Below are 26,355 nucleotides of genomic sequence, written 5' to 3'. Positions count from 1 at the left end.
CCCCGCATCATCCGCTCCCGTTGGAGGACCTCATGACCTCACCCGCATCCGCCGCTCCCGGGCGGAAGGACCACCGCTGGCTCGGCCTCGCGATCATCGCGATCGCGCAGCTCATGGTCGTGCTCGACGCGACCATCGTGAACATCGCGCTGCCCTCGGCGCAGCAGGCGCTCGGCTTCGCCGACGAGCAGCGCCAGTGGGTCATCACCGCCTACGCGCTGGCCTTCGGCTCGCTGCTGCTGCTCGGCGGGCGCCTCGGCGACCTCTTCGGGCGCAAGAACACCTTCATCATCGGGCTCGTCGGCTTCGCCCTCGCCTCGGTGCTCGGCGGCTTCGCCGAGAGCTTCGAGGTGCTCGTCGCCGCCCGCGCGCTGCAGGGCGTGTTCGGCGCGCTGCTCGCCCCCTCGGCGCTCGGCATGCTCACCACGACCTTCATCGATCCCCGGGAGCGCGGGCGCGCCTTCGGCATCTTCGGCTCCATCGCCGGATCGGGCGCCGCGGTCGGCATGCTGCTCGGAGGGCTGCTCACCGAGTACTCCTCGTGGCGCTGGTGCCTCTTCGTCAACGTCGTCTTCGCCGTCGTCGGCGTGATCGGCGGCGCGGTGCTGCTCAGGACGCCGCCGCGCGCGCAGCGTCCGCGGATCGACGTCGCCGGCGTCGTCACCATCACCGCCGGCCTGGTCGGCATCGTCTGGGGCTTCTCCGCGGCCGAGACGGACGGCTGGGACTCGCCGCTGGCCATCGGGCTGCTCGTCGGCGGCGCACTGCTCGTCGTCGCCTTCGTGCTCATCGAGCGCCGCGTGGCCCAGCCGCTGCTGCCGTTGCGCATCGTGCTCGACCGCGACCGGGGCGGCGCGCTGCTCGCCATCTCGATGAGCAGCATCGGCATGTTCGGCATCTTCCTGTTCCTCACCTACTACCTGCAGGGCACGCTGGGCTTCGGGGCGCTGCAGACCGGACTCGCCTTCCTGCCCATGCCGGCGTCGATCATGCTCTCGGCGACGCAGATCGGCGGGCGCCTGCTGCCACGGGTCGGCCCGAAGCTGCTCATCGGAGCCGGCGGGATGCTCGGCGCCGCCGGCCTGCTGCTCCTGCTGCGCACCGAGGCCGACAGCACCTACGCGGCCGTCGTGCTGCCGGCGCTCATCGTCATCGGCCTCGGCATGGGCCTGATCTTCTCATCGGCGATGAACACCGCGACCACGGGCGTGGCGAGGCAGGATGCGGGCGTCGCCTCGGCGACGGTCAACACGGGACAGCAGATCGGCGGGGCGATCGGCACGGCCCTGCTGTCGACGATCTTCGCGGATGCGCTCGACCGCGGCATGAGCGATGCGGCCGGCGACCCGTCCGCCTCCGCCGAGGCGCTCATGACGGCGTACCACACCGCCTTCACGGTGTCGGCGGGCGCGATGCTGCTCGTCTCGGTCGCGGCCATCGCGCTCATCCGCCCGCACCGGGAGCGCCAGGCGCGGCTCGCCGCCGTGCAGCCGAACGCTCCGAGCGGCTCGGTGCCGACCGTCGCGCACTGACGTGGAGGACGACGGAGGGGCGCCCCGGAGCGAGGTCCGGGGCGCCCATCGTCGTCAGCCGGGCTACAGCGGCTCGACGTCGGTGCCGAGCGGCTGCAGCGTGGCGTCGAGCCTGACCACCAGCGCCAGCTCGGCCTCGTCGGGGTCGAGCGCGTAGGCGGCGACCACGAAGGGGTCGTCCTCGCCCGTGCCCGACGGCAGCACGGTGACGCTGAGCAGCTGCAGCGAGCGGATGACGTCGATCGCGATGTCGCCCGAGTCCTGCCCGAGCAGCTGCGGGCGGAACCGCACCAGCTCGTCGAGGTGGGCGTCGAGGAAGCGGACGGTGCCGCTGCCGTCGCTCGCCACTTCGCCCACGAAGACCTCGCGCAGGTTGGCGTCGAGCGCCTCGAGGCCGCGGACCACGCTCGCGGCCAGCTCCAGCGCCTCCTCGGCGACCTTCGCCGGGCCCGCGAGGCGGACGTCGACGGGCTGGTCGCCCGACTCGAGCGTCTCGCCCCAGGACAGACGGCCGTCCTCGACCTCGATCCAGCCGAAGTACTCGTGCTCCATGCCCGTCGCCCTCAGCCGACCAGCTGGGCCGCGAAGGCGTGCGGGGTGAAGCCGGTCAGGTCGCCGATGCCCTCGCCCTGGCCGAGCAGCTTGATCGGGATGCCGGTGCGCTCCTGCACCGCCAGCACGAAGCCGCCCTTGGCCGAGCCGTCGAGCTTCGTGACGACCAGGCCGGTCACCCCGGCGTGCTCGATGAAGGCCTCCGCTTGCGCCAGGCCGTTCTGCCCGGTGGTCGCGTCGAGCACGAGCAGCACTTCGGCGATGGGCGCCTGCTTCTGGATCACCCGCCGGATCTTGTCGAGCTCGTGCATGAGCCCGTTCTTGTTCTGCAGGCGGCCGGCCGTGTCGACGATGGCGACGTCGAAGTGCTCGCGCTTGGCCAGCTCGACGGTCTGGTAGGCCACCGCGGCCGGATCCTGGCCCTGCTGCTCGGGGCGCACGACCGTGGCGCCGGCGCGCTCGGCCCAGGTGGCGAGCTGCTCGACCGCCGCGGCGCGGAACGTGTCCGCGGCGCCGACGACGACGCTGCGCCGGTAGCCGGCGAGGAACTTGGCGAACTTGCCGATCGTGGTGGTCTTGCCGACGCCGTTGACGCCGACCACCAGCACCACGGCGGGGCGGTCGGTGAGGCGCAGGGTGGGGTCGTGCTTGGCGAGCCGCTCCTCGAGCGTCTCGCGGAGCATCCGCTGCAGGTCCTTCGGATCGGTCGTGCGGAAGCGCTCGACCTGCGCGCGCAGGTGGTCGACGAGCTGCTCGGTGATGTCGGGGCCGAAGTCGGCGCGCAGCAGCTCGTCCTCGAGGTCCTCCCACGTCGTCTCGTCGATGGTGGGCTTGGTGAACATCCCCCGCAGGCGGCTCGCGAGGGACCAGGAGCGATCGGCCATGCCTCCGATGCTAGTCGTCGGGCGGGCGGAGGCTGGACGGGCACCCGGAGCGGGGAATGACGGCATCGCCGGCTCCGTTAGCATGTGATGCGCGAAGGGGAGTATTCCCATCACGCCGACCTCGTCAGTACGGTCCGGATCGATCCGGGCCCGGGGCGGCGGCCCGTCCATCCGGGTGGAAGAGACCTTCAGCACTCGACTCTGTGCTGGAGGAATCCATGAACGTCCCCCTGTGGGTGTGGGGCGCGACCATCGCGCTCGTCATCGGCATGATCGTCTTCGACTTCGTCGGTCACGTGCGCAAGCCGCACGAGCCGACCCTCAAGGAGTCGGCGATCTGGTCCGCGATCTACATCGCCTTCGCCGTGATCTTCGGCGTCGGCGTTGGCGTCGCCAGCGGCTGGCAGTTCGGCGGCGAGTACATGGCCGGCTGGCTCACCGAGAAGGCGCTGTCGGTCGACAACCTCTTCGTCTTCCTGCTCATCATGACGAGCTTCGCCGTGCCGCGAGCCTTCCAGCAGAAGGTGCTGCTGATCGGCATCGTCATCGCCATCGTCATGCGCGGCATCTTCATCGCCGTCGGCGCGGTCATCATCGAGCAGTTCGTCGCGGTCTTCTACCTCTTCGGCGCCTTCCTCTTCGTGCTGGCCTACCAGCAGATCAAGGAGGCGACCTCCAAGGAGGACCACCACAAGGACGGCGAGAGCAAGCTCGTCAAGAACCTGCGCCGCTTCATCCCCACCTCGCAGGACTACGACGGCGACAAGCTGCGCACCAAGGTCGACGGCAAGAAGATGTTCACGCCGATGTTCCTCGTCATCCTGGCGATCGGCTTCACCGACCTCCTCTTCGCCTTCGACTCGATCCCGGCGATCTTCGGCATCACGCAGGAGCCGTACCTGGTCTTCACCGCCAACGCCTTCGCGCTGCTCGGCCTGCGCCAGCTGTACTTCCTGATCGGCGGCCTGCTGGAGCGCCTCATCTACCTCGCCCACGCGCTGTCGATCATCCTCGCCTTCATCGGCGTCAAGCTCGTGCTGCACGCGCTGCACGAGAACAACCTGCCGTTCATCAACGGCGGCGAGCCGCTGAACAACGTGCCCGAGATCCCCATCTGGCTCTCGCTCACCGTCATCGCCGGCACGATCGCCGTCGCCGCGGTCGCGAGCATCGTCGTCTCGAGGCGCCGCCTCGAGCGCGGCGAGACCGAGCAGGAGGGCGCATCGACCTCGGTGGAGGGCCGCACCGCGCAGGCGCCGACCGAGCAGGCGCCGAGCGCCGACGACCGGACTCCCGGCTCGCACAGCTGACGCAGGCTCCGCCCGACGGCGCCGCGGAACCCACGGTTCCGCGGCGCCGTCGCCGTTCCCGCCCTTCCCCGTCGCCGCCGCGGGCGGGCAGACTGAGCGGATGAGCGCCTTCCTGGCCCGACGCGACCTGCTGCGCTTCCGCATGCACGCGCAGCTGCTCGCGGGCGAGCAGGCATCCTCCCCCGCCGACGTGCTCGAGCGGATGCTCGCCCTCCAGGGTCAGGACTTCGCGTCGGTGCTGTGGGCGGTCGGCGCCCGCACGCGCGCCGAGCAGGCGACCGAGGGGGCCGTGCTCGGCGCCATGGCGTCCGGCGAGCTCGTGCGCGCCTGGCCGATGCGCGGCACGCTGCACCTGCTGCCCGCGCGGGAGCTGGGCTGGATGCTCTCGCTCACCACCGAGCGGCTGACGAACGGGCTCGACAAGCGCTGGGCCAACCTCGGCCTCGATCGCGCGCAGGTCGAGCGCGGCCGCGACGTGCTGCACGACGCGCTGCGGGGCGGCGGCGCGCTGACCCGGGCGCAGGCTCAGGAGCGCCTCGCCGACGCCGGCCTCGAGCCGACCGGCGGCCGCGGGTACCACCTCATCTGGTTCGCCTCGCAGACCGGGCTGGTGTGCTGGGGCCCACCCGGCACCGGCGAGCAGCTGCTGGTGCTGAACGAGGAGTGGATCCCCGAGCCCTGCCGCCTCGGCCGGGAGGAGGCGCTGGCCGAGCTGCTGGTCCGCTACGTGCGCGGCCACGGGCCCGCGACGCTCAAGGACTTCCTGCACTGGACGAGGCTCACCGCAGCCGAGGGGCGCGAGGCGCTCGCGCTCGCCGGCGAGCGGCTCGAGCGGGCGCAGCTCGAGGGCACCCGCGGCATCGCCGGGCAGGTGCTGCTCGATCCGAGCGTGCTGCCGGAGCCCGGCGACGTGCCGACGATCGTGCACGCGCTGCCCGCCTTCGACGAGTACCTCCTCGGTTTCAAGGACAGGTCGCCGGTGATCCGCGCCGAGCACGAGGCGGCGGTGATCCCCGGCGGCAACGGCGTCCTCCAGCCGATCCTCGTCTCGCGCGGGCGGGTGATCGGCACCTGGGGCCGCAGCACGCGCAAGGGCGCGCTGGTGCCCGAGTGGCGGGGGTTCGGCGAGCTCTCCGCGCCGCAGGCTGCGGGGGCCGCTCGCGCCTTCGCCCGCTACGCCCGCTTCCGCGAGCTGCCGGTCGCGTCGGCGTGAGACCGATCAGACCGTGACGGCTCCGGTGGTCACGCCCTCGGCCTCGACCTCCACGGTCGAGCGGCCCTCGACGCGCTGGCCCACGACCGCGCTCACACCGTCCTGGCGCATCGAGACGCCGTAGAGCGCATCCGCGATCTCCATCGTGCGCTTCTGGTGCGTGATGACGATGAGCTGCGAGCTCGCGCGGAGGTCCTCGAAGATGCTGAGCAGCCGGCCGAGGTTGGCGTCGTCGAGCGCCGCCTCGACCTCGTCCATGATGTAGAACGGGCTCGGACGGGCCTTGAAGATCGACACCATGAGCGCGACCGCGGCGAGCGAGCGCTCGCCGCCGGAGAGCAGCGACAGGCGCTCGATCTTCTTGCCGGCGGGGCGCACGGCCACCTCGATGCCGGTGAGCAGCATGTCGTCGGGGTTGGTGAGCTGCAGGCTGCCGGTGCCGCCCGGGAACAGGATCGGGAAGACGCGGTCGAACGCGGCCTGCGTGTCAGCGAAGGCGCTCTCGAAGACGGTGCGCATCCGCTCGTCCAGCTCCTCGATGATCGTCAGGAGATCCTTGCGGGTGTTCACGAGGTCGGTGAGCTGCTCGCTGAGGAAGGCGTGCCGCTGCTCGAGGGCCGCGAACTCCTCGAGGGCGAGCGGGTTGACCCGGCCGAGACGGGCGAGCTTGCGCTCGGCGTCGCGCAGGCGGGCGCGCTGCTCGTCGCGCACGAAGGGACGGCCCGGCTTCTCGGACGGCTCGGGCCGGATGGTCCAGGGCTCGGTCTCCGACGCCTCGGCGTCGTCGCCGTCCTCACCTGCCTCCTCCAGCGCCAGCGCGCGCTCGGCGCGCTGGCGGGCCTGCGCCTGCGCGGCGGCCTCGGCGCTCTCGCCGAGGCGCTGGTCGTCGGGCACTGGCTGCTCCGGACCGTACTCGGCCACGAGCACCTGCTCGACGAGGCCGAGCTCGCTGCCGGCGCGCTCGAGCAGGGCCGAGAGCTGCAGCCTGCGCTCGTAGATCTGCAGTTCGAGGCCGTGCACGCTCTCCTGCACCGCGGCGAGGCGCTCGCGCAGACCGGCCTCCTCGCGGCGGAGCGCCTGCAGCTCCTCGTTACGCGCCGAGCGCTCGGTCTCGCGGGCAGCCAGGGCCACGCGGGCCTCGGTGACGCTGCGGTCCGTCGCCGCGAGCACCGCGGGCAGGGCGGCGACGACGCCCTCGGCGGCCTGCAGCTGACGGCGGCGGATCACGGCTCGGCGGGCGGCCTCCTCGGCGGCGGCGCGCTCGGTCGCGCGCTGGCGGACGAGCTGCTCGACCCGGGCCTGCTGGGCGCGGGAGCGCTCGCGGGCCGTCTCGAGCTGCAGGCGGGCCTCGACCTCGGCCTCGCGCGCCTGCTCGAGCTCGGCCGACAGGCCGTCGCGCTCGGAGACGTCGAGGATGGGGCGCGGTGCGGCGCGCTGCGTCTCGAGCTCGCCGCGGGCGCGCTCGTGCGCGGCCTCCGCCTCCTGCACCTGCTCCGTCGCCAGCTCGAGCGAGCGTCCGAGGCGGTCCGACTCGGCCTGCGCCGCCTCGAGCCGGGCTCGCCCGCGGCTGAGCTGCTGGCTGTGCGCGGCGAGCTGCGCGTCGAACTCGCGCAGCTCGACGTAGGCCGCCGACGAGCGCTCCTTCGCGGCGCGGGTGACGGCCCGCTGCTGCTCGAGCTCCTCCTCGGCGCGGATCAGCTGGCCGAGCACGGCGTCGAGCCCGGCCGCGGCGGCGTCGCGCTCGGCGGCCAGCTCCAGGCGGCTGCGCTCGGCGCCGCTGCCCCCGCGCAGCGCGTACTCGGTGAGCACGTCCCCGCCCAGCGTGATGAAGGTCCAGCCCTCCCCCGCCGGCAGTCCCTCCCAGGCGGTGCGCGCCGCGGCCAGGTCGTCGGCGATGACGGTGCGGGCGAGGATGCCGTGCACGCCGTCCGGCGCGGTCACGACGTCGGATGCGGCGGTCGTCCCGGCCGGCAGCGCCGGCCCGGCGAGGCGCGGTCGACCGGTCGCGGCGAGCACCAGCTCGACACGCCCCCAGTCCTGCTCCCCCGCTCGTTCGACCGCGGCGATGGCCGCGTCCCGGTCGTCGGCGAGCACGGCGTCGGCGAGCGTGCCGAGTGCGGCGGCGACCGCGGCCTCGAAGCCGGGACGCACCTGCACGTGATCGGCGACGAGTCCGCGGATGCCCGGCAGGTCGGCCCGGACGAGGTCGTTGGAGCCGTCCTTCGCGCCGAAGGCCAGCGAGAGCGCGCTGCGGCGCGACTCGAGCGCGTCGCGCTCGCGCTCCAGCCCGTGCAGCCGCTCGCGTAGCTCCGCCGCGCGCGACTCGGCGTCGGCGACGGCCGACTGGGCGTGCTGGTAGGCCTGGTCGAGGTCGCCGGCCTCCTCGGGGGCGCTCTGCACCTCGAGCTGCTCGAACTCCCGCTCGGCGCTCTCGCGGCGCAGCAGCGCGGCGTCGAGCGCGTGCTGCTGGCGCAGCACCTCGCCGCGCACCGCGGCCAGGCGGCTCGCGGCGGTGTCGGCCTGTCCGGAGAGCTTCGAGAGCGCGAGGTCGTGCTGCGAGACCAGCGCGCTCTGGGCGCTGATCTGCTCGTCGAGGGCGTCGAGCGCCGACCGGGCGCGCAGCGTGCCGGACTGCGCCTCGCGGAGCCGGCGCTCCGCATCCTCGATGGCCTCGTCGATGCTCGCGATCTCGGCCCGCTCGGCGTCGATGGCGTCCTGCGTGACCGTCACGCCCGCATCCGGCGCCTCATCCTGGCCGCCCAGCAGCGCCAGACGCTGGTTGGCGAGCGTGTGCAGGCCGCGCAGCCGCTCCTGCACGCTCTCGAGCCCGAAGGCGACGCGACGGGCCTCGTCGACCTCGTCGCCGACCATCGCCTGCTCGAGCCGCTGCTCGCGCAGCTTGTGCCGGTCGAGCTGCTCCTGCAGCACGATGCGCTCGCTGCGCCGCTCGCTGTCGTCGCGGGTGAAGGCGTCGAGCGCACTGCGCAGCTCGACGACCTCGTCGGCGAGCAGGCGGGCGCGGGCGTCGCGCACGATCGCGGCGATGGAGGCGGCCTCGCGGGCGATCTCGGCCTGCTGCCCGAGCGGCTTGAGCTGTCGACGCAGCTCGCCGGCGAGGTCGTTCAGCCGGGTGAAGTTGGTCTGCATCGCCTCGAGCTTGCGCACCGTCTTCTCCTTGCGGCGACGGTGCTTGAGGATGCCCGCGGCCTCCTCGATGAAGCCGCGGCGCTCCTCCGGCGTGGCCTGCAGCACGCTGTCGAGCTGACCCTGGCCGACGATCACGTGCATCTCCCGACCGAGGCCGGAGTCGCTCAGCAGCTCCTGCACGTCGAGCAGGCGGCAGGTCTCGCCGTTGATCGCGTACTCGCTGCCGCCGTTGCGGAACAGCGTGCGCCGGATCGTCACCTCGCTGTACTCGATCGGCAGCGCGCCGTCGGCGTTGTCGATCGTGAGCGTCACCTCGGCGCGGCCGAGCGGCCCGCGGGACGAGGTGCCCGCGAAGATGACGTCCTCCATCTTGCCGCCGCGCAGCGTCTTCGCGCCCTGCTCGCCCATGACCCAGGCGAGGCCGTCGACGACGTTCGACTTGCCCGAGCCGTTCGGCCCCACGACGCAGGTGACGCCGGGCTCGAAGGCGAAGGTGGTCGGCCGCGCGAAGGACTTGAAGCCCTTGAGCGTCAAGCTCTTGAGATGCACCGCACCGCCTTCCTGTGAGCCGCCCGTGGTCTTCGGCTCACGCTACCGGAACGGCGGGGATCGGCCGGGTGGCGCGCTCCGGGGCGGACCGCACGGCGGTCACGTTCTCGATGAGCGGGCACCACGAGGTACGCGTTGCGCAACCATGTGTGCATCTCGCTCGCGATGCCGTCCTCGAGCATCTCCTTGAACGGCCCGGCCAGTGAGGGCCACAAGCAGTGCTTGCCGACGTCCGGGTGTCTATCGGGGTCGGGGCACGTGATCGCGCCGATCAGGCGAAGGTGCTCGAACACGGCCTCTTCACCGATCTCATTGATCGCTGCCGTGACCGTGTGAACCGCCTTCTTGATCAGCGCTTCCGGAACACGTACTCGGCGAGTTCGAACGCTGCGACGATCCGGTGCCTGTAGGGGTAGGTGGCTCTCTTCGCCCCTGGCGGTCGAGATGTCTTTCCGCAGGGTCTCCATGATCCTCTCGACGCGCCCGTCAAGGGTCCCGTCGGCGAGGTCGAACCCGCGGTCGTAGAGGCGGCAGCATGTCGCCAGGACGACGCACCAGAGGTGCCGGGTGCTGCGACGGTCGGGGCCGCCGCTATCGAGATGCCGTTCGAACCCGCCGCCGATCTCGGCCGAGACCTGGTGCGCCAGCGCGGCGACGGCGTCGATCGCGGCGTCGCTGCGGGCCTGCTCGACGAGGGCGATCACCAGTTCGCTGACGATTCCCGTGACAGCGGGATGGCCGGTCGGCGATTCGGTCCTCGACCGTCGTGAGCCGTGCCGCCTCCGGCAAACGAGTCCAGCGGCGAAGCTCGGCCCAATCGATGGCCTCGGCTCGCACTGCCGGGTCAGAGGTAGCGATGCCCCTGATCAGGATCGCGCCATGTCGTGCCTCCTCCGCAGGGGCACACGCAAGTGTACGTCTTCGCGGTCTCGCAGTTCGTGATGTGTCCCATGCCCAGGTCACTCTCCTCGTCGATCTCGACAGTGCTGGTCGAGGGCTGCGGCAAGCTGCTCGAAGTAGTTGTGCTTCGCCCAAGCGGACCGGTCGCCGATGACGTAGAGGCGTCGCTTGGCACGGCTGGCGGCAACGTTGACGAGGTTGACCGTGGCCGCCGCCCACGCTTTCGCTCCGGGCGCTGTGGGGTCGCCGCCGAGGACGAGGAATACGACGTCGGCCTCACGTCCTTGCGCGGTGTGGATCGTGCCTGCCCTGAGCCCTGGGTAATCCCGGTCGAGTCGTGCGAGGTGGTCGGCGATCTCTCGGAATGGCGAGATGGCGATGATGTCGTCAACCGCGATTCCCTCGTCTATGAGTCTCTCGATGTGCCGCCGCAGTCGGGCGATCTCATTCCGCTGAAGATGGGTGCCGCCAGTCGTCGCAGGCTCGTCCAGCCAATGGCTCGCCTCGATCTGCGAACCGTCGAAACGGTCTGGGTCGCGAGTGACGCCGCTGACCATGATCCCGTTGTAGGCGATGTCATTGAACAGGCTGAACATCGGCTCGTCGCAACGGCGGTGCACGGTCAGCGGGGCGCTGACCCACACCTTCTCCTCGCCATGGCGTAGTTCAGTGCCGTGCAGGGAGATACGATCAGCCAAAGTCTGCACGGATGCACGGGGAGGGATCCACGGGTCCGAGACGCTATACGCGGCGGCGATGTCGCGCTGTGCCTTGGCCGGGATCGTCACGACCGGCTGCAGCTGCAGCGGGTCGCCGACGGCTATCGCACGACGAGACCGCCAGATCGCTCCGACCGCGTACTGCGGACAGGCCTGCCCGGCTTCGTCGATGAGCACCCATCCCAACGATCCCGGACCCAGTCCTCTGAACATGCGTCCGAAGGACGCGAACGTCGTCGAGACCATGGGCACGACGAGGAAGAACAGCTGCCACGCCGCGCGCACCTTCTCCGGCTCCAGGCGACTCGGATGGGCACCGGCGACGACTTCGATCGCGGCGCGAAGCCCCTCGAGCATGTCCCCGGCGGTGGCTGCCAGAAAGTCCTCGTGCAGCCTCAGCGCAGCCAGGAACAGATCGGAACGCGCTGCGTCGATCTCAGCATCAAGCCATGGGGCCCGCAGCTCGCGTTTCCGTTCGCTCCACCCCTCGCCCGGGTACGCGGCACCGTATCGGTCGCGATCAGCAGCCAGGTGTCTCCGCAGGGTGGCAAGCTCGGCCGAAAGTCGGGCTCGGGTCTCTTCGTTGCCGGTGTACTCGGCAGTGAGCCCCGCTCTGGCGTCCTCGAGCTGGCTCCCCCGCTCCTGGCTTGCCCGCTGGCGTTGCTTGGCCTCCTGCACAGCCGCGTCGAGAGGCACGAGAGCATCCCGCCACTCGCGGGCCGCACGCCCGAGGCTGAGCAGGGTCTCCAGCGCACTCGGTCGGGTTTCGACGTGCCGACCACGATCTTCCGTCGCCTCCACGATGGCGGACGCGGAACGCTCGACCTCGCGGGCGTGGCTCCGCTCCGTTTCAGCCACGAGCGCGAGTTCGGCCTCGAGGTTCGTGGCGCGCTCGGCCGCCTCATCGACGGCCCTGAGCGCGTCGCCCAACCTCGCCAGCCGGTCCTCGGCACCCCGACGCGCCTCGATGAGTTCGTCAACACGCCGCTCGGCCTGGCGAAACGCGTCCCGTGCTTCCGACCAAGATCTCGTCGGCACCTCACCGTCACGCCACTGGAGCAGCCGCGACTGCATGCGTGGTGCTGTGCCTGGAATGCGTTGCTTCGTGCGCGGATTCGTCTTGTCGAACCAGAACTCGGATCTGAACGCTCCACGGTTGGATTTGTTGCCCAGCCTGGCTGCCACCAGCCCCCACGCCGCGAGCGAGTCGTCTGTCTCTACGGGCGAGGATTCACCGACCTTCGCGGTAGCTCGCAGGGTCGCCGTCGCGATATCAGCGAAGTAGTCGGCCTCGGCCTGCCAGTCCTCGGCAACAGCAGCGCGGGACGGTATCTCGATCGACACGTTCTCCACCGCGGCATTGTTCGCCGACGTCACCACCATTTCGAACCCGGTCAGGTCGTCCCGCAGCTGCCGCACTCGCCGTGGATACCCGTCGGCGGCGACCCATCGGTGCGTGATCTGGGTGAATGCGTCCGCCGGACGGGACAGTGATGCCAGCCTTCGAGCACGCTCCACGACGTTCCCCGCCAGGACGTCGCGCAGCATGGTCGTCTTCCCCGTGCCCGGGGGCCCATTGACTCCCATCAGACCGCACCTGCTGGGCAAATCCGTCAACGCCTGGTTGACCGCGAACTGCTGTCGCAGAGCCAACCCATGATCGGGGTCTGCCGGCCACCGCCCCTTCGGCAACCGACCGATCGAGACTGCGTCGTCGACGACGTGGTGACTGGTCATCACGTCAACCCGCGCATCATCACGAACATCCGTGTCCGCGGTCAGGTAGTCGGCCAGCGCGCCGACGGGTCCGTTGGTCGCGACGTCTTCGTGGACGGCGGCCAGGTCGTCGAGGAAAAAGCTGTTCAAGAAGTCCATGTCGGTCGTCGAGTCCTCGTCCAGACGCTCCGAGACGGCGACCGATTGGATGACGATGCGTCGACTTGCCAATTCGTTGTCGCCCGTGGCTCCCGCCGCAGCATGCGCGGCGACCAGAAGCCGCTGCAACGACTCTTCGTCCTGAGCCAGAGGCAGTTCGAGGCCCGCGGCTTCGCGACGGGCACCCTCGAGAGCATCGAACTCCATGGCCAGGCCCGCCGAGGCCTCCGTGAACCCGGATGCCCATCCCGTCCCGCGCGGACGCGTGCCCGCGGCCAGCTTCGAGACGGCCCACAGCGCAGATGACAACACCGCCGAGTTCGACAAGAGCACTCCGTCTCCATCGACGAGCACCCCTGCGCACGCGCTCAGCCCAGCACGACGCTCGTCGTAGGCGTCGCGATCCTCTGCGAATGCCTCGTGAAGGCGCTGATATGTCGCTTCCACGTCGTAAACGCCGAGATACAGGGTGTGACGCCACGTTCGTGGCGTCTTGCCCACCGATCGCGGCGGTTGCAGCACCTGCCATGGCAGCGCTTCCCCGGGCCGCCACTCCACGACCTGACGGCCCTCAGGTCGCATCGCACGCCCCGTCGGCTTCGGGACTTTCTGCGGACTGAAAAGCTCGAGGACCCACCAGTACTCCAGCAGGTCGACGGGAAGCTGGCTCGTGCTCATGATCCGATCCTGCCCGTTCGACTCTGTAGCACGGGCGCTACACTGCGGACATGACTGCCATCGAGCCGATACCGGAGCGCCTGTCGCAACGCGAGCTGCGCAACGAATCCGGCCGCGTCCTTCGAGCCGTCGGTGCAGGTCGGTCGTTCGTGCTCACCAACAGCGGAGTGCCGGTGGGCCGCATCGTGCCATTGGATGCTCCCCGCCCAGGACTGGCGATCACCCGGCCCGCCAAACGCGACGGCGGCTGGGCCGCGTTGGGCATCCGGCGGAGATCCGTGGATCAGCCGCTCTCCGAGATCCTCGACGATCTGCGGGAGGATCGGGCGTGAACCCCCGCCCCCTGGTCTACGTCGACACCTCGGCGCTCGGCGCGCTGCTCGTCGAACAGCCCGAGAGCATCGCGGTGCAGGAGTGGTTGGACGAGACCGAGGCCGAACTGGTCTCCAGCGATCTGCTCGAGACGGAGCTCCGTCGCCTCGCCGTCAGGGCGGACCTCGACCAGGCGGATGTCACACGACTGCTCGACGGGGTCGCCCTGGCCTCCATGGATCGCGCCGTCTACCGGAGCGCGGGCCTGCTGCCCGGGCCACACCTGCGCACGCTGGACGCGCTGCATCTGGAGACGGCCCTGCGCTTGGATGCAGCCGCCATCCTCACCTACGACCGTCGGCTCGGCGAGGCGGCTCGTGCGATCGGCGTGCAGGTGATCGCCCCCGGCCGCTGAGACGGGTCCTCTCCGCTCAACGCAGCCGCTGGCACCGCGGGCAGAAGTGCGAGCTGCGGTTCATGAACTGCTCGCGGATGATCACGCCGCCGCAGCGGAGGCAGGCCTTGCCGTGCTGCCCGTAGGCGTTGAGCGAGTGCGAGAAGTACCCGCTCTGCCCGTTGACGTTCACGTACTGCGCGTCGAAGCTCGTGCCGCCCTCGGCCAGCGCCTTGCGCAGCACCGCGCGCACGGCCTCGAGCAGCTCTCGGGCCTTGCGGGCGCTCACCGTCGAGGCGGGCTGTTCAGGATGCAGGCGGGCCGCCCAGAGCGACTCGTCGGCGTAGATGTTGCCGATGCCGCTGAGGCGCTCCTGGTCGAGCAGTACGCGCTTGATCACGCTCGACCCTCGGCGCAGGGCGGCGAGCGCGGCGCGCTCGTCGAGCGCGGGGTCGAGCGGGTCGCGGGCGATGTGCGCGACGGCGGCGGGGATGCGGTCGCTGGCGTCCGAGGCGCCTGCGAAACCCGCGGCCCGGCCGTCGCGCGTGACGACGAGGTCGTCGATCGCGAGCGAACCGAAGATGCGCTGGTCCACGAAGTCGAGGCGCAGCGGTCCGTGGGTCGGGTGCTCGAGCAGCAGCTGCGCCCGCGTGAGGCGCTCGGCCGGGGCGTCCGGCGCGCGCAGCAGCATCTGGCCGCTCATGCCGAGGTGCGCGACGAGCGCCTCCTCGGGGGCACCCGCATCCGCTCGTGCATCCGCTCGTGCATCCGCTCGTGCGAGGAATGCAGGAGGAGCGGATGCGTCGATCACCGGTGCCGCCGGATGAGCGGAGGTACCCGTGCGGTCGTCCTGCATTTCTCGCAACGCGGCGGGCGGAGGAGCGGATGCGGATGCAGCCGACGCGGACAGTGCGGACGCGGATGCGGAGGGCCGGGGCACCGGCGCGCCCGGCACCGCGATCGGGAACCAGAGGAACTTGCCGCGGCGGACCGCCGCGGTGAGGTGCCGGCCGGTCAGGCGGGCGATGAAGTCCTCGCTCGGGCCGGGGTGGCGGCGCAACGAGCGCGGCTCGAGCACGCGCACCTCGGCGATGCGGGCGCCGGTGACGGCGGGCTCGAGGCCCGCGCGCACGACCTCGACCTCGGGCAGCTCCGGCACGGGCTACTCGGCGGCGGGGCCGAGCAGCGCGCACGCGTCGAGCGCGGCGGCGACCTCGGCGGCCTTCTTGCTGGTGCCGGTGCCCGTGGCGATCGCCTCGTCGCCGAGCAGCACGGTGGCCGTGAAGATGCGGGCGTGGTCGGGCCCGGTGCCCTCGACGTCGTAGTGCGGGGCCGGGCGGCCCAGGCGGGCGGCCAGCTCCTGCAGCGCGGTCTTCGGGTCCATCGCCACGCCGAAGCGGGCGGCATCGGCCATGAGCGGACGCACGAGGCGCAGCACCAGATCGGTCGCGGCGGCGCCGCCGAGATCGAGGTAGGTGGCGCCGATGATCGCCTCGACGGTGTCGGCGAGCAGCGAGGACTTGTCGCGGCCGCCGGTGAGCTCCTCGCCCCGACCGAGCCGCAGGTGCTCGCCGAGGCCGATGCCGCGGGCCACCTCGGCCAGCGCCACCGAGCTCACCAGGCTCGCCCGGCGCTTGGCCAGCTCGCCCTCGTCGAGGTCGGGGTGGTCGCCGTAGAGGCGCTCGGTGACGGCGAGGCCGAGCACCGAGTCGCCGAGGAACTCGAGGCGCTCGTTGTCGGGGATGCCGCCGTGCTCGTAGGCGTAGGAGCGGTGCGTGAGCGCCTGCTCCAGCAGTCCGGGCTCGAGGTCGATGCCGAGCGCACGCAGCAGAGCGGCCCGGGCGGTGGGTTCACCGCTCACGGGCCGCTCGCTTCCTCGCGTGGAGGGAGCCAAATCAGATGTCGGCGACCTTGCGGCCCTTGTACTCCAGGTACAGGGGGTGCCGGCGGAGTCCTCGACGACCTTGGCGCGGTGCGGCAGGCTGTAGACGACCTTGCCGTTCTCGATGGTCTTGACGAGCTTGGGCGCCACGGCCTTCCACTGCGAACGGCGGGCGTGGGTGTTGGCGCGCGACATCTTCCGCTTGGGAACAGCCATGGTTCTCTCTTCTCTCTGCGTCGCCCTGGGGACGAACTCGTGATCTCCGACCGACCGCGGGCAGGAGGCCGTGGCCTTCGCTGCGGTGGGGATTCGGCCGAATAAGCCTGTGGTGCCCGTCGGCGCGCGACGGACCTTGCAAGGATAGTCGAAAAGCCGGTCGCCGTCGACTCCGGCGCCTCAGCGCTCCGTGTCGGCCTCGTCGCGCTCGACCTGGAACCCCGCGAGCGCGCCCCAGCGGGGTCGAGCTGCTCGCGGTTCGCGAGCTCGGGGTGGTCCTCGAGGCGGGCTCCGGTCTCCGGGTCGAGGCCGGGGCAGTCGGGGCGGCAGACCGGCTGGAACGGCAGCGCGAGCACGATCGCGTCGCGCACGAGCTCCTCGAGGTCGATCTGCTCCTCGTGGATGTGGAAGTCGAACTCCTCCTCGCTCGGATACGCGAAGAGCTCGGTCACATCGACGTCGAGGTCCTCGGAGACCGGGCCGAGGCACCGCCCGCACTCGCCGACGGCGGTCGCGCGGGCGCGGCCCGCGACCAGCACGCCCTCGTGGATGCTGTCGAGACGCCCGTCGACCGCGATCGTCGCGCCCTCCTCGACCGCGATCAGCGCCTCGCCGAGGCGCGCGGGTGCGGCGAACTCGAGCGCGAGCTCGCGGCTCTCGCCGGGCCGGCGGATGAGGTCGTGGACCGGGACGATGTAGGGGGAGGCGGTGCGGGACACCCGGCGAGTCTACGTGCCGCGCATCCGCCCGGCGCCGTTGCTCGCGCTGGGCGAACCGGGCTCCCCTAGGCTGTGCGCAGCGGTCCCGCTCCCCCGCCCGGTGCATCCGGCGGAGCGCACGCTCGGCGGACCTGCCGGGCCGGGCCGTCCGCAGCCGCTCGCGCTCGCCGGAACCACGCATCCGCATCCGTCGTCAGGATCCCCCGTGCCCCGCCGCCCTGCCCTGCTCCTCCTGCCCGCCGCCCTGCTGCTCGCCGGCTGCTCTCCCGCCGTCGACGCCGAGGCGCCGTCGCCGAGCGCCGCCGCCGTGACCGTCGACAACTGCGGCACCGAGGTCTCGCTCGACGCGCCGCCCGAGCGCATCGTCACCGTCAAGTCGACCGCCACCGAGCTCGTGCTGAGCCTCGGCCTCGGCGACCACCTCGTCGGCACCGCCTTCGCGGACGGCCCGCTGCCCGAGACGCTCGCCGGCTTCGAGCCGCCCGTCATCGCGCAGCAGCTGCCGAACCAGGAGCGCGTGCTCGAGCTGCGCCCCGATCTGGTGTTCGGGGGCTGGGAGTCGAACTTCAGCGCGGACGGCGCCGGCGAGCGCGACGAGCTGGCCGAGCTCGGCGTGGCCACCTACGTCGCTCCCTCCGCCTGCCTCGAGCCCGGCTACCAGCCCGACCCGCTCACCTTCGAGCTGCTCTTCGACCAGCTGCTTGAGGCGGGGCGCGTGCTCGGTGCGGAGCCCGCCGCCGAGGGCCTCGTCGCGGGGCTCGAGGAGCGGCTCGCCGACGTCGAGCCGCTGGACGGGGGCCTCTCCGTCCTCTGGTGGTCCTCGGGCGACGACACGCCCTACGTCGGCGCGGGCATCGGCGCCCCGCAGATGATGCTCGACGCCGCCGGGCTGACCAACGTCGCCGCCGACGTCGACGCGACCTGGAGCCCGCTCGGCTGGGAGGCGATCGCGGCGGCCGACCCCGACGTGATCGTGCTCGTCGACGCGAGCTGGAACACGGCCGCGGACAAGATCGCGACCCTCGAGGGCGACCCGGTCCTGTCGCAGCTGCGCGCCGTGCGCGAGCAGCGCTACGCGATCGTGCCCTTCGCCGCAGGCGAGGGCGGCGTGCGCAACGTCGAGGCCGTCGAGAGCATCGTCGCGCAGCTGCGCGCCGGCTGACGGACGAGCGGATGCGCGCAGCGGGCAGGACGGGCACGGTCGCCCTCGCGATCGTGCTCGCCGCCGTGCTGGCCGCGAGCGTCGCCGCCGCGACCGTCGTGGGCGCGGCGGGCCTGCATCCGCTGGACGTCCTGGATGCGGTCGGCGCCCGCGTCACGGGCGCGCCGCCGACGCTCGACCCCCTGGACGCCGCGATCGTCACCGATCTGCGCCTGCCGCGCGTGCTGACCGCCGCCGCGGTCGGCGCCGGCCTCGCGCTCGCCGGTGCGGTCATGCAGGCGGTGACGCGCAACCGTCTCGCCGACCCGTACCTGCTCGGCCTCTCCTCCGGCGCCTCGGTCGGCGCGGTCGGGGTGCTGTTGCTCGGCGTCGGCCTGCTCCTGCCGGCGGCGGCGTTCGCCGGCGCGCTGGCGGCGCTGGCGCTGACGCTGCTCATCGCCTCCGCCGGCGGTCGCGGTCTCGAGCCCGGGCGCATGATCCTGGCCGGCGTCGCGGTCAGCGCCTTCGGCGCGGCGCTCACCAGCCTGGCGATCGTCGCGACCTCGACGGGCGACTCCTACCGCGAGATCGTGAGCTGGCTGCTCGGGTCGCTCGCCGGTGCGCGATGGCCGGCGGTCGCGATCGGAGTGGGCGCGCTGCTCGTCGTGGGCCTGCCGCTGCTGCGCTCGGCGCGCACCCTCGACGCCTTCGCGTTCGGCGACACCGCCGCCGCGGCGCTCGGCGTGCCCGTGGCGCGCACCCGCTGGCTGCTCATGATCGCGACGGCGCTGCTCACGGGCGCGATGGTGTCGGTGAGCGGGGCGATCGGCTTCGTCGGGCTCGTGGTGCCGCACGCCGTGCGGCTGGTCGTGGGGGCGCGCCACCGGCGCCTGCTGCCGCTGGCCGCCCTCAGCGGCGCGCTCGTGCTGGTGTGGGCGGACACCGCGGCGCGGACCCTGCTCGACCCGCTGGAGCTGCCGGTCGGCATCGTCACCGCCGTGCTCGGCACGCCCGTCTTCGTCGCACTGCTGCTGCACCGCAGGAACCCCGCATGATCGCCGTGGCACGCGGTCTCTCGGTGCGCCTCGGCGGCCGGTCGGTGCTGCACGGGGTCGACCTCGACATCGCGGAGGGAGCCGTGACGGCCCTGCTCGGGCCCAACGGCGCCGGCAAGTCCACGCTCGTGCGTTCGCTCGCGGGTCTGCACGCCCCGAGCGCCGGCTCGGTCGAGCTGCTGGGGCGTCCGCTCGCCGGCTACCGCCGCCGCGAACGGGCCAGACTCGTCGCGCTGCTCGAGCAGGAGAGCCGCAGCGAGCTGCCGCTCACCGTGCGCGAGGCGGCGGCGCTGGGCCGCACGCCGCACCACGATCGCTTCGCGGCGCCCGGCAGCGGGCACGAGGCGGTCGTCGAGGCGGCGCTGGCCCGCGCCGGCGCCGCCGAGCTCGCCGAGCGACCGCTCGACGAGCTGAGCGGCGGGCAGCGCCAGCGCGCGCACCTCGCCCGGGCGCTGGTGCAGCAGCCGCGCCTGCTGCTGCTCGACGAGCCGACGAACCACCTCGACGTGGCCGCCCAGCTCGCGACCCTGCGGCTCGCCCGCGAGCTCGCCGCCGAAGGCGTCGCCGTCGTGGCCGCCCTGCACGACCTGACGCTCGCGGCGGCCCACGCCGACGCGGTGGTCGTGCTCGACGGCGGGCGGCTCGTCGCCGCCGGCACCCCGGCCGAGGTGCTCGTGCCGGCCGTCATCGATCCGGTGTGGGGGTGCGCGCCACCGTGCTCGCGCATCCGTCCACCGGCCGCCCGATCATCGCCCTCGAGGAGGCGCGCACCGAGGAGTCGTCATGAGGATCACCGTGCTGGCCGGCGGCGTCGGCGGCGCCCGCTTCCTGAAGGGCGTGCGGGCAGCCGCAGCGCCTGGCGACGAGATCACCGCCGTCGTGAACACCGGCGACGACGTGACCCTGGCGGGCCTGCGCGTCTGCCCCGACCTCGACTCGATCCTCTACGCGCTCGCGGGCGTCAACGACGCCGAGCGCGGCTGGGGGCGAGCGGATGAGGCGGAGCGGGCTGCCGAGGAGATGACCGCCTGGGGTGTCGGCTGGCCCTGGTTCACCCTCGGCGACCGCGACCTCGGTGCCTGCATCACCCGCAGCCACTGGCTCGCCGAGGGCGTCGGCCTGGCCGAGGTCGTGCGTCGCCTGGCGAGCCGCTGGGACCTCGGCGTCGCGTTGCTGCCGATGAGCGAGCAGCCGATCGAGACGCACGTGCACACCGCGGAGCAGGGTCGGATGCACTTCCAGGAGTGGTGGGTGCGGCACCGCGCCGGGCTGCGGGCCGAGCGCTTCGAGCTCGACGGCATCGGCGCCGCGACGCCCGCGCCGGGGGTGCTCGCGGCGATCGCCGACGCCGACGCGGTGCTGGTGGCACCGTCGAACCCGGTCGTCTCGATCGGTCCGATCCTCGCGGTTCCGGGCATCCGCGAAGCGCTCGTCGCGACCGCCGCGCCGGTGGTCGGCCTCTCCCCCATCGTCGGCGGCCGGGTCGTGCGCGGCATGGCGGACGCGTGCCTCGAGGCCATCGGCGTCGACACCGATGCGGCGGCGGTCGCGCAGCACTACGGCGCCGAGCTGCTCGACGGCTGGCTCGTCGACACGGCCGATGCGGGCGCCGCCGGGCGGCTCACCGCCGAGGGCATCCCGACCATCGCGCGGCCGCTGCTGTTCACCTCAGTCGAGGAGACCGCGGCCATCGCCCGCGACGCGCTGGCCCTCGCGCAGCGCTGAGCGGGTCGCGGCGCCGAGCAGGCCGGCCTCGGCGAGCGCCGCGAGATCGGCGGCCCGGTCGACGTCGCGGCGCAGGGAGCTCGACGCGGGCAGCGTCAGCTCGACGTACCCCGCGGCGGCGTGGCGGGCGTTCGAGTCCTCGCCGAACGCCGGTTGGTGCTCGCCGCCGCGCAGCGCCGTGATGAGCGTCGTGCCGGTGCCCTCGTGGTCGGGTACGCGAGCGAGCGGATGCGCCTCCGCCGCCGCCAGCGCCGCCGCCAGGTCCGCGGTGCGCAGCGCCGGCAGATCGCCGAGCAGCACCGCCACGGGTCCGTCGCCGGCGGCGGCGACGCCCTCCGCGACGGCCGCGGACAGGCCGGGCGCGCACTGGAGGCGCACCTCGCCGGGCAGGCCCGCGGTCCAGTCGTCCGCATCCGTCATCAGGATCAGGCGGTGCGCCGCGGGCGCGGCTGCCGCGAGCGTGTCGACGGCGATGGCGCGGGCCACGGCGGCACCGGCGCCGAGCCGGCTCTTGCCGCGCTCGGGGTGCCGCACGGGCACGACGACGGTCCAGGGCAGGGGCACCGCACCATCATGGGGCAACGACGACGGCCCCGGGCGGGTGCCCGGGGCCGTCTCGGTGATGCGGAGGATCAGACCAGACCCGCGGCGGTGAGCCACTCGGCTGCGATGTCGTCGGTCGAGCCGCCGTCGACGCTCTCCTGGTTGAGCGCGACCAGGTCCTCGGCCGTCATCGCGGCGCTGACCGCGTCGATGACCTCGGCGATCTCGCCGGCGACGTCGCTCGAGGCGAGCGGCACGACGTTCGAGGCGAGGAAGAGCCCCTCGGGGTCCTCGAGGGTGACCAGACCCAGCGCGGCGATGTTCGGGTCGGCGCTGTAGACGTTGCCGACGTCGATCTGGCCGGCGGCGAGCGCCTCGGCCGTGGTGGCCGCCGTCGGCTCGAAGGCGACCGTCAGACCGTAGAGCTCCTCGAGGCCGCGGGGGCCGTACTCGCGCTCCTCGAGCTCCGCCGGGCCGCCCACCCGGATCTCGCCGTCGACGTTGGCGAGGTCGGCGATCGTGGTGAGGTCGTTGGCCTCGGCGTACTCGGCGGTGACGTTGTAGGAGTCCTGGTCCGAGGCCTGGGAGTAGTCGAGCGCCGTGATGCTCTCGGGCAGCGCGGCGACGAGCGCCTCGTAGACCTCGTCGGCCTCCGTGACGGACGCGGTGTCGTCGAAGTACTGCAGGGTGTTGCCCGTGTACTCGGGGAAGAGGTCGATCTCGCCGCTCTCGATCGAGGGCATGTACGCCTCGCGCTGTCCGATCGAGAAGTTGCGCTCGACCTCAATGCCGGCGTTCTCGAGCGCCTGCGCGTAGATCTCGGCGATGATCTCGTTCGAGTAGTAGTCCTGCGAGCCGATGACGATCGCGTCGGTGGACGCGCTCTCGCCGCCCTCGTCCTCGGCGAGCGGGTCGCCGCTGGCGCATCCGGCGAGGACGAGTGCGGCCGCCGTGGCGACGCCCGCCGCGACGAGGCGACGCTGGTGCTGTGCGTGCATGGTGATCTCTCTTCTTGTAGGGGTCTGCTGCTGTGGTCTAGGAGGTCGCGAGGCGACGGCGCGGTCGTGCGCTGCTGCTGCCGCCGGGACGCACGGCAAGTGCGATCAGCGCGAAGAGCAGGTCGAGCGCGAGCGCGAGCACGACGACGATGAGGGATGCGCCGAGGATCTGCTCGTAGCGGCGCAGCTGGAGTCCCTGGATGATGTGGAAGCCGATGCCGCCCAGGTTGACGTACCCGGCGAGCGTCACGGTGGCGACGACCTGCAGCGTCGCGCTGCGCAGCCCGCCGATGAGCAGCGGCAGTCCGAGCGGCGCCTCGACCTTGAGCAGGATCTGCCACTCCGTCATCCCCATGGACCGTGCGGCGTCGACGGTGCGCCGATCCACCGCCTGCACGCCCGCGTAGGCGCCGGCGAGGATTGAGGGGATGGCGAGCAGCACGAAGGCGATGACGGCGCCGACCTCGCTACGGGTGACGCCCAGCACGAGGACGAGCAGCAGGATGAGGCCGAAGCTCGGGATCGCCCGCGCGGCTCCGGAGAGCCCGACCGCGATCTCCCGGCCCCTGCCGGTGTGCCCGATGAGGTAACCGAGCGGGATCGCGACGGCGGCGGCGATGAGCACCGAGACCGCCGTGAAGCCGATGTGCTGACCGATCGCCTCGGCGAGCGGCAGTGTGCCCGAGGCGCGATCCGGCGAGGTGAGCCAGGCGAGGGCCTCCTGGAAGAGGTTCATGCGGCGTCGACCCCCTTCGGAGCCAGTGTCGTGGTGGCTGCGCGCTGTCCCCGCGTCCACGGCATCAGCACCCGGCCGATGAGCACGAGCAGTCCGTCGACGATGAGCGCGAGCGCCATCGTCACGACGAGGCCCGCGAGGATCTCCGGGATGATACGGCGCTGGTACCCGTTGGTGAACAGGTACCCGAGGCTGTCGATGCCGACGAGCGCGCCGACCGTGACGAGCGCGATGGTGCTCACGGCCACGACCCGCAGGCCCGCGAGGAGCACCGGGCCGGCGAGCGGGAAGTCCACGCCCCAGAACCGGCGCCAGGAGGAGTAGCCCATCGCGACGGCGGCCTGCCGGGTGCCCGCGTCCACCGACCCGAGCGCCTCCGCCACGGAGCGCGCCATGATCGCGACCGCGTACAGGGTCAGGGCGATGGTCACGTTGGACTCGCTCAGCAGGCTGGTGCCGATGATGGCCGGGAGCGCCACGATCAGCGCGATCGACGGGATCGTGTAGAGCAGACCGGCGAGGGTCAGCAGCACGGCGCCGGTGATCCGCAGCCGCCAGGCGACCCAGCCGAGCGGGATGGCGATCACGAAGCCGAGCACGATGGGCACGACGCTGAGCCGCAGGTGGTCGAGCGACAGCCTGCCGATCAGGTCGAGATTGTCGAGGACCCAGTTCACGCCGCACCCTCGGCGAGCACGCCCGCGGGCTTGCCGTCGGCGTCCACCACGATCGTGCGGCCGTCGACCTGCTTGAGCGAGAGCGAGCGCTTGCCGCGGTGCGCGCCCACGAAGTCGGCGACGAAGTCGTCCACGGGGTTCGCGAGGATCTCCTCGGGCGTGCCCTGCTGGGCGATGACGCCGCCCTTCTTGAGGATCACGATCTGGTCGCCGAGCAGGAACGCCTCGTCGATGTCGTGGGTCACGAAGACGACGGTCTTGCCGAGCTCGCGCTGCAGCCGCAGCAGCTCCTCCTGCAGCTCGGTGCGCACGATCGGGTCGACGGCGCCGAAGGGCTCGTCCATGAGCAGGATGTTCGGCTCGACCGCGAGCCCGCGGGCCACGCCCACGCGCTGCTGCTGGCCGCCGGAGAGCTGGCTCGGGTAGCGCTTCGCGAGCGCGCGGTCGAGCCCGACGGTGTCCATGAGCGTCAGCCCGCGCTCGCGCGCCTCCGCCTTCGGCGTGCGGTTCAGCCGCAGCACCGTCGTGATGTTGTCGAGCACGCTGCGGTGCGGCAGCAGGCCGCTGTTCTGCATGACGTAGCCGATCCGGCGGCGCAGCTGCACCGCATCCGTCGTCGCGATGTCCTCGCCGTCGATGAGGATCTGGCCGGCGCTGGGCTCGACCATGCGGTTGACCATGCGCAGCAGGGTCGTCTTGCCGCAGCCCGACGAACCGACGAACACCGTCGTCGACCGCGACGGGATCGTGAGGTCGAAGCCCTGCACGGCCTTCGTGCCATCCGGGAACTGCTTGCTGACGGATCGGAATTCGATCAAGGGGAGCTCGTTCCTGCCGGGTGACGCATGTCTTCGGGTGGGGTCCAGCGTAGTGACCGGCTCAGCCCAGAATTCGATTTAGGTGGAGGGGGATGATGGGTTCCATGACAGACGCTGCATACGACCTGATCGTCATCGGTGCCGGCCCCGTCGGCGAGAACGTCGCCGACCGCGCCGTGCAGGGCGGGCTCTCGGTGCTCATCGTCGAGCGCGAGCTCGTCGGGGGCGAGTGCTCTTACTGGGCGTGCATGCCCTCGAAGGCGCTGCTGCGCAGCGGCTCGGCCCTGCGCGCCGCCCAGCGCGTCCCCGGCGCCGCCGACCCCGATGCGCGTGTCGACGCCACGGCCGTGCTGCGCCGCCGCAGCTCCTTCACGAGCGGATGGGAGGACACCGGCCAGGTCGAATGGCTGCAGTCCGCGGGGATCGACCTTGCCCGCGGCCACGGTCGCATCGCCGGTGAGCGCGTCGTGGAGATCACCGGCGAGGACGGCTCGGTGCGGCGGATCGAGGCCCGGCACGCCGTCGCGATCGCGACCGGCACGACGGCGGCGATCCCGCCGATCGAGGGCGTCGCCGAGACCGACCCCTGGACGAGCCGCGAGGCCACGAGCGTCACCGACGTGCCGCGCTCGCTCATCATCATCGGCGGCGGCGTGGTCGGCACGGAGATGGCGAACGCCTACGCGGACCTCGGCACCACCGTCACCGTGCTCTCCCGCGGCGGCCTGCTCGGCGGCATGGAGCCGTTCGCCGGCGAGCTCGTGGCGGATGCGCTGCGCGAGCGCGGCGTCGACGTGCGCACCGGCGCGGCGATCGCCAGCACCGTGCGCGAAGACGACGGCTCGGTCGCCGTCGACCTCGAGGACGGCACCGTGCTGCGCGCCGAGCACCTGCTCGTCGCCACCGGCCGCGAGCCGGCCACGAAGGACCTCGGCCTCGCGAGCATCGGGCTCGAGGACGGCGACTGGCTCGACGTCGACGACACCCTCCGCGTGCGCGGCCGCGACTGGCTCTACGCGGTCGGCGACGTCAACCACCGCTCGCTGCTCACCCACCAGGGCAAGTACCAGGCCCGCGCGGCCGGCGACGTCATCGTGGCGCGCGCCACCGGCGGCGAGGTGGACGCCGGCGCCTGGGGCGTGCATGCCGCCACCGCCGACCTCGCGGCGGTGCCGCAGGTGACCTTCACCGACCCCGAGGTGGCCTCGATCGGGCGCACCGCCGAGCAGGCGGAGGAGGCCGGGCTGCGCATCCGCGTCGTCGACTACGACCTCGGCTCGGTCGCCGGGGCGAGCCTGCACGCGGACGGCTACACCGGCAAGGCACGCATGGTCGTGGACGAGGACCGCGGCGTCGTCGTCGGCGCCACCTTCGTCGGCCAGGACGTCGCCGAGCTGCTGCACTCCGCCACGATTGCGGTCGTCGGCGAGGTTCCGCTGAGCCGACTCTGGCACGCCGTGCCGTCGTACCCGACCATCAGCGAGGTGTGGCTGCGCCTGCTCGAGACCTACGGGCGCCCCACGGCCTGACCGTCGCGCCCGGCCCCGACCCCGCACCAACCCCGCACCAAAATGAAGGAGATTCGTGCAACACGCCGGACGGGCAGCCCCAGCTGTCGGTGTGTCGCGAGGATCACCTTCATCTCGGGTCGCGGTTGCGGCACCGCGGGCTCGAGCATCTCAGGTCGCGGTCGCGGCACCGCGAACTCGAGCATCTCGGGTCGCGGTCGCGGCACCGCGAACTCGAGCATCTCGGGTCGCGGTCACCACACCGCGGACTG

At 72.3% G+C, this 26,355-nt stretch carries 21 protein-coding genes and 3 pseudogenes; 10 read left to right on the top strand and 14 right to left on the bottom strand.

Translation table 11 applies throughout. The features are described from left to right. Nucleotides 1–32: 32 nt before the first annotated feature. Complete coding sequence (locus QQK26_RS00985) at nt 33–1,532, top strand: MFS transporter (protein WP_284229127.1); 1,500 nt, start codon at nt 33–35, stop codon at nt 1,530–1,532. 63 nt (nt 1,533–1,595) lie between these two features. On the opposite strand, the gene QQK26_RS00980 is transcribed toward QQK26_RS00985, so the two are convergent. Together QQK26_RS00980 and ftsY are read right to left on the bottom strand one after the other, a co-directional pair. Next, complete coding sequence (locus QQK26_RS00980) at nt 1,596–2,084, bottom strand: hypothetical protein (protein ID WP_284229125.1); 489 nt, start codon at nt 2,082–2,084, stop codon at nt 1,596–1,598. An 11-nt stretch (nt 2,085–2,095) separates the two neighbouring features. Next, nucleotides 2,096–2,968, bottom strand: coding sequence for a signal recognition particle-docking protein FtsY (gene ftsY, locus QQK26_RS00975; RefSeq protein WP_284229123.1), 873 nt, complete (start codon nt 2,966–2,968; stop codon nt 2,096–2,098). Between the two features lie 218 nt (nt 2,969–3,186). Here ftsY and QQK26_RS00970 point away from each other — a divergent pair, with 218 nt between their 5' ends. Both QQK26_RS00970 and QQK26_RS00965 read left to right on the top strand, forming a co-directional pair. Beyond that, nucleotides 3,187–4,278, top strand: coding sequence for a TerC family protein (locus QQK26_RS00970; protein ID WP_284229120.1), 1,092 nt, complete (start codon nt 3,187–3,189; stop codon nt 4,276–4,278). 100 nt (nt 4,279–4,378) lie between these two features. Next, nucleotides 4,379–5,491, top strand: a complete 1,113-nt coding sequence (locus tag QQK26_RS00965) for a winged helix DNA-binding domain-containing protein (protein WP_284229119.1) — start codon at nt 4,379–4,381, stop codon at nt 5,489–5,491. Nucleotides 5,492–5,497: 6 nt separating this feature from the next. Here QQK26_RS00965 and smc read toward each other — a convergent pair whose 3' ends face one another. The 3 genes from smc to QQK26_RS00950 all read right to left on the bottom strand — a co-directional run bounded on the left by smc (nt 5,498) and on the right by QQK26_RS00950 (nt 13,359). Continuing rightward, nucleotides 5,498–9,187, bottom strand: coding sequence for a chromosome segregation protein SMC (smc, locus tag QQK26_RS00960; RefSeq protein ID WP_284229117.1), 3,690 nt, complete (start codon nt 9,185–9,187; stop codon nt 5,498–5,500). Beyond that, nucleotides 9,169–9,891 carry a hypothetical protein gene (locus QQK26_RS00955; RefSeq protein ID WP_284229115.1) on the bottom strand — a complete coding sequence of 241 codons (723 nt, stop codon included), beginning with the start codon at nt 9,889–9,891 and terminating at the stop codon, nt 9,169–9,171. The genes smc and QQK26_RS00955 overlap by 19 nt, the downstream gene beginning before the upstream one ends. Before the next feature lie 255 nt (nt 9,892–10,146). Continuing rightward, a complete protein-coding gene (locus QQK26_RS00950; protein WP_284229112.1) occupies nt 10,147–13,359 on the bottom strand; it encodes a DEAD/DEAH box helicase in 3,213 nt (1,070 codons plus the stop codon). 50 nt (nt 13,360–13,409) lie between these two features. Here QQK26_RS00950 and QQK26_RS00945 point away from each other — a divergent pair, with 50 nt between their 5' ends. Then, complete coding sequence (locus QQK26_RS00945) at nt 13,410–13,691, top strand: type II toxin-antitoxin system Phd/YefM family antitoxin (RefSeq protein WP_284229111.1); 282 nt, start codon at nt 13,410–13,412, stop codon at nt 13,689–13,691. Further along, the gene (locus tag QQK26_RS00940) at nt 13,688–14,086 is read left to right on the top strand and encodes a type II toxin-antitoxin system VapC family toxin (RefSeq protein ID WP_284229109.1); all 399 of its coding nucleotides are present in this window, start codon (nt 13,688–13,690) and stop codon (nt 14,084–14,086) included. The genes QQK26_RS00945 and QQK26_RS00940 overlap by 4 nt, the downstream gene beginning before the upstream one ends. Before the next feature lie 16 nt (nt 14,087–14,102). Here QQK26_RS00940 and mutM read toward each other — a convergent pair whose 3' ends face one another. From mutM to QQK26_RS00920, 4 genes and pseudogenes are all read right to left on the bottom strand, one after another. Continuing rightward, complete coding sequence (mutM, locus tag QQK26_RS00935; protein WP_284229107.1) at nt 14,103–15,224, bottom strand: bifunctional DNA-formamidopyrimidine glycosylase/DNA-(apurinic or apyrimidinic site) lyase; 1,122 nt, start codon at nt 15,222–15,224, stop codon at nt 14,103–14,105. 3 nt (nt 15,225–15,227) lie between these two features. After that, nucleotides 15,228–15,926 (bottom strand): ribonuclease III, encoded by a 699-nt coding sequence (gene rnc, locus QQK26_RS00930; protein WP_284234374.1) that lies wholly within the window; start codon nt 15,924–15,926, stop codon nt 15,228–15,230. Nucleotides 15,927–16,043: 117 nt separating this feature from the next. Then, nucleotides 16,044–16,163 (bottom strand): annotated as a pseudogene (rpmF, locus tag QQK26_RS00925) (50S ribosomal protein L32); the annotation flags it as partial. Between the two features lie 299 nt (nt 16,164–16,462). Continuing rightward, nucleotides 16,463–16,702: pseudogene (locus QQK26_RS00920) on the bottom strand (YceD family protein); the annotation flags it as partial. A 385-nt stretch (nt 16,703–17,087) separates the two neighbouring features. On the opposite strand from QQK26_RS00920, the gene QQK26_RS00915 reads away from it, so the two are divergent. From QQK26_RS00915 to cofD, 4 genes and pseudogenes are all read left to right on the top strand, one after another. Beyond that, nucleotides 17,088–18,044: a putative F420-0 ABC transporter substrate-binding protein gene (locus tag QQK26_RS00915; protein WP_284229104.1), complete on the top strand. Its 957-nt coding sequence runs from the start codon at nt 17,088–17,090 to the stop codon at nt 18,042–18,044. Between the two features lie 11 nt (nt 18,045–18,055). Then, entirely contained in the window at nt 18,056–19,078 is a 1,023-nt protein-coding gene (locus QQK26_RS00910; protein ID WP_284229103.1) for an iron chelate uptake ABC transporter family permease subunit, read from the top strand. Further along, nucleotides 19,075–19,515 (top strand): annotated as a pseudogene (locus QQK26_RS00905) (ABC transporter ATP-binding protein); the annotation flags it as partial. The gene QQK26_RS00910 and the pseudogene QQK26_RS00905, both read left to right, overlap by 4 nt. Before the next feature lie 346 nt (nt 19,516–19,861). Continuing rightward, nucleotides 19,862–20,803 (top strand): 2-phospho-L-lactate transferase, encoded by a 942-nt coding sequence (gene cofD, locus QQK26_RS00900; RefSeq protein ID WP_284229101.1) that lies wholly within the window; start codon nt 19,862–19,864, stop codon nt 20,801–20,803. On the opposite strand, the gene QQK26_RS00895 is transcribed toward cofD, so the two are convergent. The 5 genes from QQK26_RS00895 to QQK26_RS00875 all read right to left on the bottom strand — a co-directional run bounded on the left by QQK26_RS00895 (nt 20,747) and on the right by QQK26_RS00875 (nt 24,575). Beyond that, a complete protein-coding gene (locus QQK26_RS00895; RefSeq protein WP_284229099.1) occupies nt 20,747–21,367 on the bottom strand; it encodes a glycosyltransferase family protein in 621 nt (206 codons plus the stop codon). The genes cofD and QQK26_RS00895 overlap by 57 nt on opposite strands. A gap of 68 nt (nt 21,368–21,435) precedes the next feature. Further along, entirely contained in the window at nt 21,436–22,344 is a 909-nt protein-coding gene (locus QQK26_RS00890; RefSeq protein ID WP_284229094.1) for an ABC transporter substrate-binding protein, read from the bottom strand. Between the two features lie 37 nt (nt 22,345–22,381). Continuing rightward, complete coding sequence (locus QQK26_RS00885; protein ID WP_284229092.1) at nt 22,382–23,080, bottom strand: ABC transporter permease; 699 nt, start codon at nt 23,078–23,080, stop codon at nt 22,382–22,384. Next, a complete protein-coding gene (locus tag QQK26_RS00880; protein ID WP_284229090.1) occupies nt 23,077–23,757 on the bottom strand; it encodes an ABC transporter permease in 681 nt (226 codons plus the stop codon). The genes QQK26_RS00885 and QQK26_RS00880 overlap by 4 nt, the downstream gene beginning before the upstream one ends. Then, nucleotides 23,754–24,575: an ABC transporter ATP-binding protein gene (locus QQK26_RS00875; protein ID WP_284229089.1), complete on the bottom strand. Its 822-nt coding sequence runs from the start codon at nt 24,573–24,575 to the stop codon at nt 23,754–23,756. The genes QQK26_RS00880 and QQK26_RS00875 overlap by 4 nt, the downstream gene beginning before the upstream one ends. Nucleotides 24,576–24,679: 104 nt before the next feature. Here QQK26_RS00875 and QQK26_RS00870 point away from each other — a divergent pair, with 104 nt between their 5' ends. Continuing rightward, nucleotides 24,680–26,104, top strand: a complete 1,425-nt coding sequence (locus tag QQK26_RS00870) for a dihydrolipoyl dehydrogenase family protein (protein ID WP_284229087.1) — start codon at nt 24,680–24,682, stop codon at nt 26,102–26,104. Nucleotides 26,105–26,355: the final 251 nt, after the last annotated feature.

This window comes from Arenivirga flava, assembly GCF_030161575.1.
GTDB classification, from domain to species: domain Bacteria; phylum Actinomycetota; class Actinomycetes; order Actinomycetales; family Microbacteriaceae; genus Arenivirga; species Arenivirga flava.
Note: the sequence above shows the minus strand (reverse complement) of the source record. Positions and strands in the feature narration are given on the sequence as shown.

What these genes read in the sequence shown, in the direction of transcription:
- QQK26_RS00985 (WP_284229127.1), top strand. Translation starts at nt 33, where the DNA reads ATGACCTCACCCGCATCCGCCGCTCCCGGGCGGAAGGACCACCGCTGG.
- QQK26_RS00980 (WP_284229125.1), bottom strand. Translation starts at nt 2,084, where the DNA reads ATGGAGCACGAGTACTTCGGCTGGATCGAGGTCGAGGACGGCCGTCTG.
- ftsY (WP_284229123.1), bottom strand. Translation starts at nt 2,968, where the DNA reads ATGGCCGATCGCTCCTGGTCCCTCGCGAGCCGCCTGCGGGGGATGTTC.
- QQK26_RS00970 (WP_284229120.1), top strand. Translation starts at nt 3,187, where the DNA reads ATGAACGTCCCCCTGTGGGTGTGGGGCGCGACCATCGCGCTCGTCATC.
- QQK26_RS00965 (WP_284229119.1), top strand. Translation starts at nt 4,379, where the DNA reads ATGAGCGCCTTCCTGGCCCGACGCGACCTGCTGCGCTTCCGCATGCAC.
- QQK26_RS00950 (WP_284229112.1), bottom strand. Translation starts at nt 13,359, where the DNA reads ATGAGCACGAGCCAGCTTCCCGTCGACCTGCTGGAGTACTGGTGGGTC.
- QQK26_RS00945 (WP_284229111.1), top strand. Translation starts at nt 13,410, where the DNA reads ATGACTGCCATCGAGCCGATACCGGAGCGCCTGTCGCAACGCGAGCTG.
- QQK26_RS00910 (WP_284229103.1), top strand. Translation starts at nt 18,056, where the DNA reads ATGCGCGCAGCGGGCAGGACGGGCACGGTCGCCCTCGCGATCGTGCTC.
- cofD (WP_284229101.1), top strand. Translation starts at nt 19,862, where the DNA reads ATGAGGATCACCGTGCTGGCCGGCGGCGTCGGCGGCGCCCGCTTCCTG.
- QQK26_RS00890 (WP_284229094.1), bottom strand. Translation starts at nt 22,344, where the DNA reads ATGCACGCACAGCACCAGCGTCGCCTCGTCGCGGCGGGCGTCGCCACG.
- QQK26_RS00885 (WP_284229092.1), bottom strand. Translation starts at nt 23,080, where the DNA reads ATGAACCTCTTCCAGGAGGCCCTCGCCTGGCTCACCTCGCCGGATCGC.
- QQK26_RS00870 (WP_284229087.1), top strand. Translation starts at nt 24,680, where the DNA reads ATGACAGACGCTGCATACGACCTGATCGTCATCGGTGCCGGCCCCGTC.